At 46.5% G+C, this 15,050-nt stretch carries 14 protein-coding genes and 1 riboswitch; of the genes, 8 read left to right on the top strand and 6 right to left on the bottom strand.

The window, feature by feature from the left end; all coding sequences use genetic code 11:
• Positions 1–224: 224 nt before the first annotated feature.
• The 5 genes from CIK04_RS19605 (at position 225) to CIK04_RS19585 (ending at position 6,289) form a co-directional block, all read left to right on the top strand.
• Positions 225–1,643, top strand: coding sequence for a TolC family protein (locus tag CIK04_RS19605; RefSeq protein WP_176463386.1), 1,419 nt, complete (start codon positions 225–227; stop codon positions 1,641–1,643).
• Positions 1,640–2,614 (top strand): HlyD family secretion protein, encoded by a 975-nt coding sequence (locus tag CIK04_RS19600; RefSeq protein WP_017422115.1) that lies wholly within the window; start codon positions 1,640–1,642, stop codon positions 2,612–2,614. The genes CIK04_RS19605 and CIK04_RS19600 overlap by 4 nt, the downstream gene beginning before the upstream one ends.
• A 10-nt stretch (positions 2,615–2,624) precedes the next feature.
• Positions 2,625–3,791, top strand: a complete 1,167-nt coding sequence (locus CIK04_RS19595; RefSeq protein ID WP_039448524.1) for an ABC transporter permease — start codon at positions 2,625–2,627, stop codon at positions 3,789–3,791.
• Positions 3,778–4,923 carry an ABC transporter permease gene (locus CIK04_RS19590; RefSeq protein ID WP_045595560.1) on the top strand — a complete coding sequence of 382 codons (1,146 nt, stop codon included), beginning with the start codon at positions 3,778–3,780 and terminating at the stop codon, positions 4,921–4,923. Before CIK04_RS19595 ends, CIK04_RS19590 begins: the two co-directional genes overlap by 14 nt.
• A gap of 178 nt (positions 4,924–5,101) precedes the next feature.
• Positions 5,102–6,289, top strand: coding sequence for a helix-turn-helix transcriptional regulator (locus tag CIK04_RS19585; RefSeq protein WP_097352675.1), 1,188 nt, complete (start codon positions 5,102–5,104; stop codon positions 6,287–6,289).
• Positions 6,290–6,646: 357 nt separating this feature from the next.
• On the opposite strand, the gene CIK04_RS19580 is transcribed toward CIK04_RS19585, so the two are convergent.
• Positions 6,647–7,390: a chromosome partitioning protein ParA gene (locus tag CIK04_RS19580; RefSeq protein WP_097352674.1), complete on the bottom strand. Its 744-nt coding sequence runs from the start codon at positions 7,388–7,390 to the stop codon at positions 6,647–6,649.
• A gap of 26 nt (positions 7,391–7,416) precedes the next feature.
• Complete coding sequence (locus CIK04_RS32780; RefSeq protein WP_011150215.1) at positions 7,417–7,575, bottom strand: hypothetical protein; 159 nt, start codon at positions 7,573–7,575, stop codon at positions 7,417–7,419.
• Between the two features lie 329 nt (positions 7,576–7,904).
• A riboswitch (glycine riboswitch) is annotated at positions 7,905–8,004 on the top strand.
• A gap of 137 nt (positions 8,005–8,141) precedes the next feature.
• Between CIK04_RS32780 and CIK04_RS19575 the strand changes: the two genes are divergently transcribed.
• Positions 8,142–9,518, top strand: a complete 1,377-nt coding sequence (locus tag CIK04_RS19575) for a sodium:alanine symporter family protein (protein ID WP_017789112.1) — start codon at positions 8,142–8,144, stop codon at positions 9,516–9,518.
• Between the two features lie 98 nt (positions 9,519–9,616).
• Here the strand turns inward: CIK04_RS19575 and CIK04_RS19570 are convergent, their stop codons facing one another.
• Complete coding sequence (locus CIK04_RS19570; protein ID WP_097352673.1) at positions 9,617–10,180, bottom strand: threonine transporter RhtB; 564 nt, start codon at positions 10,178–10,180, stop codon at positions 9,617–9,619.
• Positions 10,180–10,815: a LysE family translocator gene (locus tag CIK04_RS19565; RefSeq protein WP_097352672.1), complete on the bottom strand. Its 636-nt coding sequence runs from the start codon at positions 10,813–10,815 to the stop codon at positions 10,180–10,182. Before CIK04_RS19565 ends, CIK04_RS19570 begins: the two co-directional genes overlap by 1 nt.
• 238 nt (positions 10,816–11,053) lie before the next feature.
• On the opposite strand from CIK04_RS19565, the gene CIK04_RS19560 reads away from it, so the two are divergent.
• Positions 11,054–12,532, top strand: a complete 1,479-nt coding sequence (locus CIK04_RS19560; protein ID WP_176463385.1) for a carboxypeptidase M32 — start codon at positions 11,054–11,056, stop codon at positions 12,530–12,532.
• A gap of 42 nt (positions 12,533–12,574) precedes the next feature.
• Here the strand turns inward: CIK04_RS19560 and CIK04_RS19555 are convergent, their stop codons facing one another.
• Positions 12,575–13,747, bottom strand: coding sequence for a p-hydroxyphenylacetate 3-hydroxylase oxygenase component (locus CIK04_RS19555; RefSeq protein ID WP_198044035.1), 1,173 nt, complete (start codon positions 13,745–13,747; stop codon positions 12,575–12,577).
• Positions 13,748–13,934: 187 nt separating this feature from the next.
• Here CIK04_RS19555 and hpaA point away from each other — a divergent pair, with 187 nt between their 5' ends.
• A complete protein-coding gene (gene hpaA / locus CIK04_RS19550; protein ID WP_097352670.1) occupies positions 13,935–14,819 on the top strand; it encodes a 4-hydroxyphenylacetate catabolism regulatory protein HpaA in 885 nt (294 codons plus the stop codon).
• Here hpaA and CIK04_RS33465 read toward each other — a convergent pair.
• A partial coding sequence (locus tag CIK04_RS33465) for a hypothetical protein (RefSeq protein WP_142994998.1) occupies positions 14,816–15,050 on the bottom strand: 235 nt, incomplete at its 5' end. The two genes, hpaA and CIK04_RS33465, sit on opposite strands and share 4 nt — an antisense overlap.

Below are 15,050 nucleotides of genomic sequence, written 5' to 3'. Positions count from 1 at the left end.
ACGCAAAATAGCACAGCTTTCGGGTTGTGCTTTTTATTATCTGTACCTTGCCCATAATAAGTTCCAATTTGCATAGGTGAGGCTTCATGTTTTAATAGACACATTTCCTTACCAAGATAGCAACTGCTCATTTCGCAATCTTGGCGAAAAGATAAACCCACAACTTAACAGTGGATCACAATTACTATATATTAGAGTCATTACTCTATTTTGCGATATCCATCATGAAACGACACAGTAAGCTATTGATGATTGGGCTGCTCTCGAGCTCCATATCGCTCGCCTGTCAGGCGGCACCCATTACCTTCCAGCAAGCATGGCAACTTTTGCAAGAAAACAACCACTCTCTTGCAGCACAACGCGCCAATGTTGAAAGCCAGCAACATATGCAAAGCGCCACCAGCAGTTTAAATCTGCCCTCTATTAGCATTGGGGCTAACTACACTCGTTTGGATGCCGATGTTACGGTCACTGGTGAGCAGTTAATGTCGAACACGAAAATGCCCCCTATAAACCCTGCGCTGGCTCCAATTGCTCAAAATCTTCTACCTCTTATAGGTGGTATCGAAACAACCATCACCGAGCGAGATGTCTTTACGTCTTCCATCCGTGCCATTTGGCCAATTTTCACTGGCGGTCGTATTTCAGCAGCACAAGCGGCTGCGGAAGGGAAAACCGATGAAGCCAGAAGCCAACTGTCGATGGAGACACAAGCGAGATACGAGGACTTAAGTAAATACTATTTCTCGGTCGTGTTAGCCAAGGAAGTCTTACAAACACGCCAAGCGGTGGAACAAGGCTTAACACAGCATCGAGATTTCGCTATTAAGCTCGAAAAACAGGGCCAAATCGCCCATGTGGAACGCTTACAAGCAGAAGCCTCACTGGATAAAGCTAAGGTCGAAACACGAAAAGCCAAAAGTAACCTCGATATCGCGCAATCAGCCTTGAGCAAAATCTTGGCACAAAATGACATGGTCGAACCCGCTGAAGGGCTCTTCATCAACCAACATCTTCCTCCACTCTCCGCCTTTACTGAGCAGACACTCGCTACCTACCCAGGATTGGATTTACTCAGTGCAAAAGAGAAACAAGCCAGCGCGCTGATCAAAGCTGAGAAAGGGAAATACTACCCTGAGGTCTATCTTTACGGAGATTACAGCCTTTACGAAGATGATTCGTTAGCCAGTGAGATGAAGCCTGATTGGCTGGTTGGTGTGGGCGTGAATATTCCGCTATTGGAAAACACTGGCCGCAGTGACAAAGTGAAGGCTGCCAACAGTATGGTCTCTCAAGTTCAATCTCTCAAAGCACAAGCGAAAGAAGATCTTTCCGTACTGGTACAAAAAACCTATTTGGAAGCGCAACAAGCCATCGACGAAGTCATCGGCCTTGAATCAAGTATTCGCCTAGCCAAAGAGAACCTAGATTTAAGAGAAAAAGCGTTCAACCAAGGCCTATCCACCTCTTTGGAAGTGGTTGATGCGCAGCTCTATCGCGCGAGCGTCGAAACCCAGCAATCTGCCGCACGATTTCGCTACCTACTCTCTTTGACCAAGTTATTGGCGCTCAGTAGCGAAATGAATAGCTTCAATCAATATCAATCATCTGCTTACCAACCGACTCAAGAGGCGTCACTATGAAATCATTTAAACCTGTTTTGCTGTCACTGTGTGCCGTCGGTGTCGTGAGCTGGGTCGGTTACAGCTTTTATCAAGCCTATCAACCAGAGCCAGTCCGCTTGCAAGGCATGATTGAAGCGCAGCAGTACAGTATTTCGTCTAAAGTACCAGGCCGTATCGATCAAGTCTTAGTGCGTAAAGGGGAAAATATCACCAAGGGGCAACTGGTTTTTACCCTGCATAGCCCAGAAATCGAAGCCAAGCTCGAACAAGCGAAAGCCGGTGAAAAAGCGGCAGGCGCCCTCGCTCAAGAAGCCGAAAAAGGAGCTCGTAGCCAACAGATTCAAGCAGCGAAAGACCAATGGCTAAAAGCCAAAGCCGCTGCAGATTTGATGGAGAAGACCTACCAACGCGTCAACAATCTGTATAACGATGGTGTTGTCGCAGAGCAAAAACGCGATGAAGCCATGACACAATGGCAAGCCGCTAAGTACACCGAAAGTGCAGCATTTCAAATGTATGAAATGGCAAAAGAAGGTGTCCGCGACGAAACCAAACTAGCAGCCGCTGAAAAAGCGCGCATGGCAGCCGGTGCTGTCGCAGAAGTAGAAGCGTACGCCAACGACACTCGTATCGAGAGCTGGTTTGACGGTGAAGTATCACAAGTGCTATTGCAAAGTGGTGAGCTTGCTCCTCAGGGCTTTCCTGTCGTCACGGTGATCGATACACAAGACGCTTGGGCGGTCCTGAATGTTCGAGAAGACCTATTAAAACACTTCCAAAAAGATCAAACGTTTTCAGCCTACCTACCTGCGCTGGACAAAAAGATCGAGTTTAAGGTGAGTCACATCGCTGTGATGGGTGATTTCGCGACATGGCGTGCAACCGATGCCTCCAAAGGGTTTGACCTGCGCACATTTGAAGTCGAAGCGCGTCCAGTAACGCCGGCACACGATCTGCGCATGGGCATGAGTTTAGTGGTTGAGCTGTAAAGGTTAGCCAATGAAACCACAATTCTCACAATTGCATGTGTTGAGACACGACAAATGGTTGTTGTCGTGTCTCACTTGGATCCCTATCCTGTTGGCACTGCTGATTTGGGGCGTGTTCTCAGCGGGCATCGCTCGAGATTTGCCTATCGGCGTGGTGGATAACGCACACAGCACACTCTCGAGAAAGCTAACTCACATGCTGGACGCGTCATCTACGATGAGTGTCGACTATCAGTTTAGCGATGTACTACAAGCCAAAAATGCCATGATCGAAGGAAAGGTTTATGCCTATGTCATCATTCCTGACCATTTCGATCGCGATATCTACCTACAACGCGCACCACAAGTCTCGGTGTTTTATAACAGTCAATACATATTAATTGGCCGGTTAATCAATTCAGCAGTCGTGCAAGCTCAAGGTTTCTTTAATGCAGGTCTTGAGACTGTGAAATCCTTGAGTCATGGCAATAGCACAGTACAGAGCGCTTTAGGTAATGCTGTCACTATTTCCACGCAAATCTCCCCTTTATTTAACCAAAACACCAACTATGCGCAGTTTTTGGTTTCTGCTGTCGTGCCCGCGATTTGGCAAATCATGATCGTTGTCTGTTCCATTCTTATTCTCGCCGCCAATTTGCGTGTCTATGCGAGAAAACCGGAACATCTTGATCGATGGCTTGGCAATCAACCATTCAAAGTCATCAGCAAAACACTCGCGGCTTATCTGCCCATCTTCCTCTTGCATGGTTTTGCTTTCCTATTTTGGTTCTATTTCATGCTTGATTGGCCATTCCAAGGCCATTTACTTCCAATCATGATCGCGCAGTTAGCCACCACCATCGCTTGTATGATCATGGGTGCATTCTTTTTCTTCATGACATTGGATGCAGCGCGAGCCATGAGTTTCGCCGGCGCATTTACCGCCCCGAGCTTCGCATTTATGGGCATTACTTTCCCAGTCTCAGACATGGGTTCATTGGCGCAATTCTGGCGTAGCTTACTGCCTATCAGTCACTACATCGAAGTCCAAGTCGCACAAGCCAGTTACGGGACGAGCGCGTTAACTTCACTCTCTCATTTGCTACCTATGGCCGGTTACGTACTGCCCGCCTTTTTGGCTGTGGTGCTGGCAAAACGCCATCTAAAGAAAACGGAGGCGACAAATGTCCCTGTTTGAGTTGTTCAAAGCGGAGATAAAAGCCCTTTTCACCAACCCGGTAGTGACACTCACTGTCTTTGGTGGTGTGGTTTTCTATTCGTTCCTATACCCTCTTCCGTACGCGAATCAAACCCCTAGGGAACAGACCATATCCGTCGTGAATCTCGACATGAGCGCCACGAGTCTCAAGCTGGAACGGATGGTCGATGCCACACCACAAGTGCATGTTGTCCGTCGCGACTATACGATTGAAGCGGCAAAACAAGCGTTCCTAGAGGGAAAAATCAGCGGCATATTGGTAATTCCAGAGCATTTTTATCGCGATTTGTTACTTGGGAAAAGCCCGACACTCTCCTACGCGGGCGACGCCTCTTACTTTTTGGTCTATGGCACGGTGGTTGAAGGTCTGGCTCAAACCGGAGGTACTTTAGCTGCGCAAGTGAAAGTATCCAAACTGGTCATGGATGGCGTACCCCTTTCGCTGGCAGCCAACCAATACAGTGCGGTAAAGCTAAATCTAAAACCGACCTTTAACCCAACCATGGGATACGTTGAGTATGTTGTGCCCGCTGTGTTTGTGCTGATCCTTCAGCAGACCTTAATCATGGCGGCGGGTTTGATGGTTGGCACACAAAAACATGGTCACGGATACTGGACTAGCCAACCTCGTTGGAAGCTGCTCTCTGTTAGAACTCTGGTATTGGTTGGTGTGTACTACCTTTTAAGTGCGTACTATTTTGGTGCCAGCTTTACCATGCATCAGGTCAACACTTTAGGCCACGCTACCCAGTTGTTGACGCTCTTGTTACCCTTCCTCATCGCATCGTGTTTGACTGGTTATTGGTTGGGTGAGCTACTGCCGCGACGAGAGCTTGTCACCCTAGTGGTGCTGATTAGCTCCATGCCACTGATCTTCTTAGCGGGTTTCATTTGGCCTGTAGAGATGATACCAACACCGCTGCTATGGCTGGCACAACTGAGCCCAAGCACCAATGCAATCAAAGGATTCTTAGCCCTCAATCAAATGGGCGCGAGTTGGCAACAAATCGCCAATTACTGGAGCGCCTTGTGGTTAGTGGCCGCATTTTGGTTGGTACTTTGTCTCTTCCAAACCGTTCAACAACGACGCGCAGATAGAAGACTGGCTTAACGGTCTAATACCCTATTATTGATATGCAAAAAGGCTCATTAATTTGAGCCTTTATCAATTATGAGACAGGTAAAGATCGAGTGACTTAACACTTCTCACAGTAAAAACTTCGATCCATTGAGAATATCTATAAGTTATAAACAACTCATAATGATAAGTAGAAGAGCGACCATTTTTTATGGAAAAGGATATCCATTCATCGATTAGTCGTTTTAGCCAACTTATTGATTCTCTCTACCAAGCTCCTGTTCATCCTCGTGGATTCGAACCGTTTCTAGAGCAAATGGTGGGCGAGTTTCGTTTGGCCGACGCAGTCTTTCATATTCAGTCAAACTACCGTGGAGAGCTGGTTTCAGGCTGGATGGCCGGCCCACAAATTGATGCTGTCATTGAGTACATAGAGCAAGATCTCGCGCGCGGCAATATCATTAACGACTTCATCGCCACAAACCCCATCGGGCGATTTTATTCTCTAAATAAACACATCGGTAGACAACACGACTTAACCCCGCAAGAACAGAAAGTCGAAGACTGGTTTGACCGCCACGGTTTTTGCGATGTTGCTACCGCTTTGATTGGCCATGCAGATGGCAACATTGCCTTCCTCAGTGTGCATCGAAATCAAAGTGAGTTGCCACTGGATGAAACCGAACTTTATCTATTGGAAAAGCTGGTCCCTCACATTCAACGTGCATTTTCGCTTTATCAGCAGTTCAAAACCTCACAGCAATACACTAATAATCTTACCCAAATCATCAGCCAGTTGCCTCATGCTGCGCTGCTTTATGACAGCAAAGGCGCTTACGTTGCCGCCAATCACAAAGCGAAAGATCTCATCGCGTTGCAGGAAAACGTTAAGCTGCTACCCAGTGAACTTAGCTTCTGTGACGCCACATTACGCCATGAGTTTCTGCTCAATGTTCAAGAAACCCTGCATCTTGTCAGAGTCAGAAATCACGATGCGTGTAAGGTGATGCATCTGTCTTCACAACGTGGTGGGCTAACGCTACTGTTTGTCGCAATCGGTTTGGAAGCGCAAACTATTCCACAAGGCTATCCTCTCTCCGCGGAATCCAATCAGCTTATGGAAGAAGGCATTGGCTGCATCATTTATCTCTACGATAGAGAAAAAAGTGCAACACTCAACCCGACTCTCCTCAAGCCAATCTTCAATTTTACCGATGCAGAAACCGAAGTTTGCCAATTGTTGGCGTTAGGCTACAGCCGAGATGAAATTGCTCAACTCAGTCACCGCTCTCCTCACACCATCAAAGATCACATCAAATCTATCTACAGTAAAACCGGTACGGGCAAACAATCTGATCTGATTGCCACCATTCTCACCAGCCCTGCACATACCCCCTAAATGGGGGATGTTTCATATTGACAAAATGAATTAATGTAGTTGCAGATATTCACTGTTTTTTAGCGTAGATGGCTGGAAATTGAGCAAGGATGGCTCATTTGAAGAACTCACATTTCGCTCTGGATATTGGGTTCTACTCTAAGTGGCTCCGGCACAGAGCCACTGAATTTTTTTCTTGCCATGAAAGAGATGTGAATGACGAATTTCCGCACCTTCGTATTGCTGCCGTACTCCATCATCAATGTGACATGGAAGACAAGTAGCCAAGCATAAAATAACACCGTCATTGGCTAGCGGAATAAACAAGGCCCAGCGTTACGCTGGGCCTTGTTGTCTCTGTTGGTATCAAAAAGAAAATTACTGTAATCCTAAATCTTGCGTAATAGTTCGAATTTGTTTCAAATCCATTTTGTACACTTCGATAAGCTGATCGATCTGGCTTAAACGTGACGACGCTTCATCTTGTTTGTCACACGCATCTGACTTAGCATCCCAGGATTTCCCAGCCAAATAGACTTCACATTCACTCTTAAGCTTGTCAAAAGCGGGCAACAAAGCCTCGCGCTCTTTTTCCAACTTCTCAAGATCTTGGCTAATCTCCATCTCACGACGAAACAGCTCTCGAGATCGCTCAAACATGTTCGCCTGCATATCCGCTTGGCGGTTGAGTTTTTCATTCTCAACTTGGGTAGAATCAATGCGAGACTGTTGCGTTTTCAATTGCCCTTCCAGAGCGATGTTAAGCTTTTCCATCTCTGTCAGCTGATTTTGCAACTTTTCGATTTCTGCCTGATGCTCTTTCTGACGAATTGCAAGTTCACTTTCCAACTTCGCATCCAGTTCTTTATCTAGCTCGGCTTCACGCGTTTGCAAATTTGCCACCAGCTTACTTCGATCATCAACGGTCGACTTATATTGCTGTTCTAACGTCTGGTAATTTGCTTCCCATTTCTTGGCAGTAAAATGTGAGCCGAGCAATCCACCAAAGGCCATGCCTAAAATGGCCGCAACCGCTATATAGACAACCGTTTTGTTATCACGCTCTTCAATCACGACCACATCATCTTGATCGTCATGATGATTATTTGACGATGTCACCACATTTCACTCCAATATGAATTACTAAGCTACTTAATCAGCTCGCTCGCAACCAGAACAATCGTATAGACGGCAAATATCCCTAGCAACGTCACAACAATCCCTTTCTGAATTTTTTCGTTGGTGCGATATCTCAGCAAAAAGTAAGCCAATACAATGAGAACCACAATTGCTATCAGTCTTATCATTCTTCATCCTTACCGAACAAAACCAATCTATTAGCCTTTGCATTGTACTCTATTTCTCGCAGTGAACACGTCAACTTCCGGTAGTTTTTTCTCGATTCGCGCAATAATTACTCAAACGATATTTTTGTTGATGACATCACAAAAGTTATTGGTTAGGATTCGCCTACAGATTGCCTGAATAGTTCAGGTAATTGTTCCGATGAAGGCTACAGGAGAGTGGTAATTAACCATATTTTAACATTTGGTTAGTCATACCCGCCGAAGAAGTAAATCTTTCAGGTGCAATATTCTTATTGGTTATATCAAAAGAATATGCGAGGACTGTAGTTGGAGGAACCTCTGGAGAGAACCGTTAAATCGGTCGCCGAAGGAGCAAGTCCTGCCCATGTGCAGGGTGAAACTCTCAGGCAAAAGGACAGAGGAGTGGAAAGTTATACCCCAACATGCACCTTGTCTTTTGTGGCTTGAGCTTTCAGCCGCAATGTTTTGCTTTGTTGGCCCATTTTAGATCCTCGATCTTTACCTTTCCCTCTTCTCCTTATTAGTTGTTTTATTAAGGGGAAATCATGAACGACCTTCAATCTTTACTACAAACTATCGATAGCTTTGTCTGGGGACCACCTTTGCTGATTCTTCTGGTCGGCACCGGAGTCTATTTCACATTTAGCCTAGGCTTAATTCAGTTTAAGCACCTACCGACTGCTCTTGCGATGGTGTTTAGTAAAGACAAATCCACACAACAGCAAGGTGATGTATCTAGCTTTGCCGCGTTGTGTACCGCCCTTTCTGCCACCATTGGTACAGGTAATATTGTTGGTGTGGCCACCGCAATTAAATTGGGTGGACCTGGCGCTCTTTTTTGGATGTGGCTCGCCGCTTTGTTTGGTATGGCGACCAAATACGCCGAGTGTTTGCTGGCGGTTAAATATCGCAAAGTAGACGATAAAGGCCAAATGGTGGGTGGCCCGATGTACTACCTTCAATACGGTGTTGGCTCGAAAGCATTGGCGATCATGTTTGCGATTTTTGCGCTAGGTGTTGCTTGTTTTGGTATCGGTACTTTCCCACAAGTTAACGCGATTTTAGATGCGAGTGAGATTTCACTGGGCGTATCACGAGAGATTTCTGCATCGGTACTGACTCTGCTTGTCGCGTTTGTCACATTAGGCGGCATTAAATCTATCGCAAGCGTCGCGGGTAAAGTGGTTCCGGCCATGGCACTCTTTTATGTGTTGGCGTGTTTGAGTGTCATCATCATGAACGCCGACCAATTGCTCAACGCGATTGAGTTAGTCTTGGTTTCGGCATTTACCTCCACAGCGGCCACTGGAGGCTTCTTGGGCGCTAGTATCATGTTGGCCATTCAATCGGGCATTGCTCGTGGTGTATTCTCGAACGAATCCGGTTTAGGAAGTGCGCCGATGGCAGCCGCAGCAGCCAAAACTGACTCTTGTGTGAAGCAAGGCTTAATCTCAATGACAGGCACCTTCTTCGACACTATCGTCATTTGTACAATGACCGGTCTTGCTCTTATTTTGACGGGGGCTTGGCAAAGTGATTTTGCTGGTGCCGCGATGACAACACATGCCTTTGCCGTGGGTTTACAAGCAGATACCTTAGGACCAATGTTGGTGTCAATTGGCCTGATGTTCTTTGCATTTACCACCATTTTGGGCTGGAACTATTACGGTGAGCGTTGCGTCGTGTTCCTACTTGGAACCAAAGCTATCCTACCTTACAAGATCATCTTTCTTGCATTGGTGGCTTCAGGCGCGTTTATGCAATTGGATATGATTTGGATCTTGGCCGACATCGTCAATGGTCTTATGGCCATTCCTAACCTCATTGGTTTGATCGCGTTGCGCCATGTGGTGATTGAAGAGACGAAGCTGTTTTTCAATCCCTCTTCTCAGTCAGACGACTTTGACGCCGTTAAAGCCTAATCGTTAAGTTCTAACACAAAAACGCCCGCTGTCACTTCGTGATTGCGGGCGTTTTTATTGTTCTTGTGGAAGAGACTCTCAAACACAACCTTGTCTGTTTAATCTCTTAGCCACTGCTCCACCTCAACGCCCTGCTTTTTAAAAAACGTCGGATGTTGCTGTTTAAATTGATCCGCTTTGATTTCATTAATAGGCCACTGTGCAAAGCTTTCGATAATGAAGCCATCTTCAAAGCCAAACTCCAAGGACTTCAATTTGTTCGCAACATGACGAAAGAGATAACCATCACCACTAGGCTCACACTTCAACGGGACGTGCATCATAGGCGCACCATTTACCGAAACCGAGACCCACTCACTAGAGCTCGCATTACACTTCGCGGCTTTAAATACATCAATTTCGAACTTGTTGTCCAACGTGGTTGAAACAAAAACCGCAATGTCATCTTCCAAATAGACTCGCCTCAATAGCAATTGTTTGGTGTCTTGAGTCCGAGTCTGTTGAATCCCATTGGAGAATGGCAGGAAATATGCCCAATGCCACTGCCAATCCATACCTTTCGACGCAAAATTTAACTGAGGCACCGTTTTCAAAGCGACAAAGGCAGCAAAGCCGCTTAGAAAGATGACCGACACCAAAGCAACACTGGTGAGTAAACGCATCAGACTGGCTTTTCAACCAAAAGTTTAATACCAAGAGCCACCAAAACGGCCCCTGTTGCGCCTTCCATCCATTTCATGAACTGCGCATTTTTCAAAAGATTTTTCGCTGAGTTCAACGCACCAGCCAACCCACATTGCCACACCATCGCTATGACGAAATGAATTCCCGCCATCGTCATTGATTGTAAAAGAGGCGAACCCTCTGGATTCACAAACTGTGGCAAAAAGGCCAAATAGAAGACCGCGGTTTTAGGATTGAGCACATTCGACAAAAAACCTTCTCTCAAAGAGCGTTTTGCATCGTAACTTTGCTGTGCCATCTGCGCAACGCTTAGCTCTGACCCACTCGTCATCAAAGACTTCAAGCTACTAAAGCCCAGCCAAATAAGGTAAGCCGCCCCGGTCATTTTCACCAGTTGAAACAGCTCCGCTGACTGCGCCAAAATGGCTGAAATCCCAATGGCAGAAAACAGTGCGTGCACAAACAAACCGCAGCAAATGCCTAAACTCGTCATGCAGCCATCTTGCAAACCAGCACGAGTCGTATTACGAATTACCAATGCCGTATCTAGCCCCGGAGTTAACGTTAAGATGGTAATGGCGATTAAAAAGGCTTCAAAATTTAAAATGTCCATATATTGTCTGAATTATGTTGGAAGTGTGAAGATCAATACTCTTTATTGATTCGTTACGCAAGCAAATCAAGGAACACGACGTGACCAGAGTGTTGTATAAAACAGATGAATTATGGAAAATGCACTTTTCGCTTTAAGTTATGAGATTTAAAGCGTTACAGGAACCCTAATCACTCAGCGAAAACGCGCACAACGTGATTAGGGAGATATGGAAAGAATAACGATAAAGAGACGTCACATGAGCGCATTTCAACAACTCCTAGACCACTCCCAGAAGGTCTCTCACTTTGAACATTTAAGTGCCATTGTAGGATGGGACCAAGCCGCAGTCATGCCATCTGGAGGCGCTGAAGCGCGCTCAAACGCAATGGCAGAGCTGTCAGTACACATCCACTCTCTAATGACCCAACCACAGCTTGGTGATCTGTTTGCCAAGGCAGAAGAAGAAAATCTCTCTGTCGAACAAAGCGCGATATTACGTGAAATGAAACGAGACTGGCAACAAGCAAACCTGCTGCCAGAATCCTTAGTGCAAGCGCAATCTCTGGCGGGTTCTAAGTGTGAGCACGCTTGGCGCACTCAGCGTGGCAACAACGATTGGCAAGGTTTTGAAAAAAACTGGGCAGAAGTGGTGACATTGTCGCGTGAAGAAGCGCAAATTCGTGCCGAAGCAAAAGGCGTATCGGCTTATGATGCCATGCTGGATATCTACGAACCTGGCACTACCACAGCGTCACTTGACCAATTATTCAGCGATGTAAAAACGTGGTTGCCATCGATGATTGATCAAGCGATCGAAAAGCAAGCATCCGGTCAGATCCAATTGCCTAATGGCCACTACCCAGCCGAAAAACAGAAAGCACTTGGCCTTGATGTGATGAAATTGCTTCAGTTTGATTTCGAACACGGGCGTCTCGATGAGAGCGTTCATCCTTTCTGTGGCGGCGTGCCTAGTGACGTGCGTATCACCACTCGATACGACGAAAAAGAGTTTGTGCAATCACTAATGGGTATTGTGCATGAAACGGGTCACGCTCGGTATGAGCAAGGTTTGCCCAAAGCGTTTGCAGGAACATCCGCAGGCCAAGCGCGCTCAATGGGAATTCATGAGTCACAATCACTGTTTTTCGAAATGCAATTGGGCCGCAGCCCTGCATTTGTTGATCATTTAGCACAACTCGCCACCAACTACTTCCAAGGTAACGAGTTCAACGCCGACAACCTTGCTAAAATCTATACTCGCGTAGAAAAAGGCTATATTCGTGTCGATGCCGACGAGCTGACGTACCCTGCGCACGTAATTTTGCGTTATGAAATCGAACGAGATTTGATGAATAGCGTGATTAAGCACACCGACGTGCCAGAGCTTTGGAACGAGAAAATGAAGTCCTATCTTGGCCTATCAACCGAGGGTAACTATAAAAATGGTTGTATGCAGGATATCCATTGGACCGATGGATCTTTCGGCTACTTCCCAAGTTATACCTTGGGTGCAATGTACGCCGCACAGTTCATGGCAGCGATGAAGCAAAGTGTTGATGTAGACAGCGTTGTTCGTTCTGGCGATTTGACCCCCATCTTCACGTGGCTATCAGACCATATTTGGAGCAAAGGCAGTTTGTTGACCACGGACGAACTTGTTAAGCAGGCAACCGGAGAAATACTCAATGCGAAGTTTTTCAAGCAACATTTGTTTGGACGTTACATAAACGGCTAACAACTCTCCAGCGCAGCCCTTTAGCTGCGCTGGAAAACTCGCTTAAACCATTGTTGGATCCGGCTCTAACCCCATCAATTGTCTCCCGAGAATCTGTGCACAAACATCGTAATCCGTGTAAGCGTGGGCGCCCGTCATGTGCGAATCGCGGAACAAACGTTGGCCTTCGTTATCGCTAAACCAAGCCATACCACCCATCGCTTCAAATAAGCGGTCGACAGCAGCGATACACATTTTCACTGCGTAAGCTTGGTTCGTACGCCAGTAAGTGAGCGTTTCGGCGTCTGGGTATTCTTTACGTTCACCGTGTTCTTTGTGATCGTTCCATGTTTTCTCAAGCAAAGCACGTGCTGCCGCAACTTGGTGAGTCGATTCAGCTAGACGCATCAACGCCGGTGTTGCAACACCAACATTGGCACCCGTGTAAGCACGAACGCGGTTTTTCTGCTTCTCGGCAAAGACCACCAACATACGCTCAGCGATGCCTAAGCTGATCGCTGCGAAGCCACAAGCAAAGTAAGGACGGTAAGGTGTGTAGAAAATGTCGCTGTCAGGATACAAATCGAAGCCTGCTGAGTGGCCTTCCATCATGCCTTTTGCCGTTTCGATGCGGTGCTCAGGGATAAATACGTTGTCCAATACCAGTGTTTTCGTACCGCTTGATTTCATGCCCGCAGCATACCAGTCATCAACGATCTTGTATTCGTGGCGTGGGACAACACCGAAACAGTAGATTTTGTTGCCTGCCTCATCAAAGCGGTTAAAGCCTAAAATCGCCCAGTCTGCATGGTCACAACCACTACTCCAACGCATGTCACCGTTGATGATTACACCGCCTTCGGTTTCTTCGATTTTGCCAAATGGCGCAATGCTTGAACTCGCTGTTGCTTCTGGGTTGCTGCCCCAGAATTCTTCTTGAGCTTGCTTAGAGAACATCGCCATCTGGTGGCTGTGAGTCGCTAGCAAACTCGCGCCCCATGCTGTACCGCCACACGCACCAGCCAGTGCTGCCACGCAATCAGTAAATTCAGGTAGAGAGATTTCCAAACCACCGTAAGCTTTTGGTTGGAACGCACGGAAAAAGCCGATTTCGCGTAGTAGACGGATGTTTTCTTCCGGTGGAGTGCGGTCTTGTTCAGCCTGTTGTGCGTTCTTTGCAATGGTTGGCAAGATAGCGTTTAACTTTTCAAGTAGAGGATTGTGCTGTTTCATCATCGATTCCTTTTGACGTAAACCCTGTTGTTGTTCTCATTGGGATGTAGGTTCATTATTGCCACACTCGATGTGATGTTAAATGGATGTTACCTATGTTTACTTGTACTTTTCGCAGATATAGATAACATATTAACTATTATTTGATATGCTTGAGTTCAAGGCAGAATAATAAGTAAGGACAGCACACATGGAACAAGTGGCAATACCTAACTTGGATATCGGAAAAGTCTACGATTCACGCTATGACGATAGTGACTTTCATATTGAGCGACTCGACAGTCTGGCGCTGTTTTTTGGTCGTAACATGCCCACCCATTATCACGATCGCTACTACCAACTTCATATTATTCTTGAAGGAACAACGCACGTATTGCTCGACCAGGCGCACTACTCGGAAACAGGTACGACGCTGTTTTTTACCCCACCGACGGTACCGCACTCTTTTGTCACCGACGACTACGCCAACGGTTATGTGATAACAGCTAGTCAACCGCTGGTTTGGCGTCTGCTCGACATTGAAATTGGCCGAAACGACGTTGCTTCAACCGCGTTGCAGCCGTTTTGTACCCGTTTGGAGAATCCGTCTAAACTAGTGTCGTTATTAGAGATGTTGTTGAGCGAGCAAGACAACACCGAGTTTATGAGTGATGTCGCCAATCAAGCACTATTGCAACTGGTGCTGATCGATGTGATGCGCCATGCCAACACTCAGCCAGTATCTACTATGTTTCGTAGTGCTGACGTCGCTATCTTTAACCGCTTTAACCAAATGATAGAAATCAATTACAAACAACACCTGACACTGCCAGAGTATGCAGAACAGTTGGGATTAACGACCGCGAGGCTTAACGACATCTGCCGTAAGATCAGTGGCTTATCGTCTAAGCGTTTGGTTGCTGAACGTGTGATGCAGGAAGCCAGACGCTTGCTGCTGCTTACACCGATGCCCGTCTCCCAAGTGGCTTACGAACTCGGCTATCAAGACCCTGCATACTTTGCGCGTTTTTTCAAAAAACAGGTAGGAGAAACCGCGTCTGACTTTCGAATCAACAAAAAAAGAGATAGCGACTAAGTCGTTATCTCAGATTGATGACGAACCCCGCTTTTTAAGTGGGGTTCTTTTTTGGAAGCGACCGTAGGTCGCGATCGTGATTTTTTTTTGTATATCGTGCGCAGAAGTTTCCATTCATTACACGGGTATACAGAAGCAAGTATCTGCCTTATTTCTGCCATATTTAAGCCCATTTTTCGTAGATAGTTCACCACCAACGCTATCTTCTTGATGTTTTGGGCTGCCGCTGCC

It is taken from the genome of Vibrio sp. 03_296 (assembly GCF_002265885.1).
Note: the sequence above shows the minus strand (reverse complement) of the source record. Positions and strands in the feature narration are given on the sequence as shown.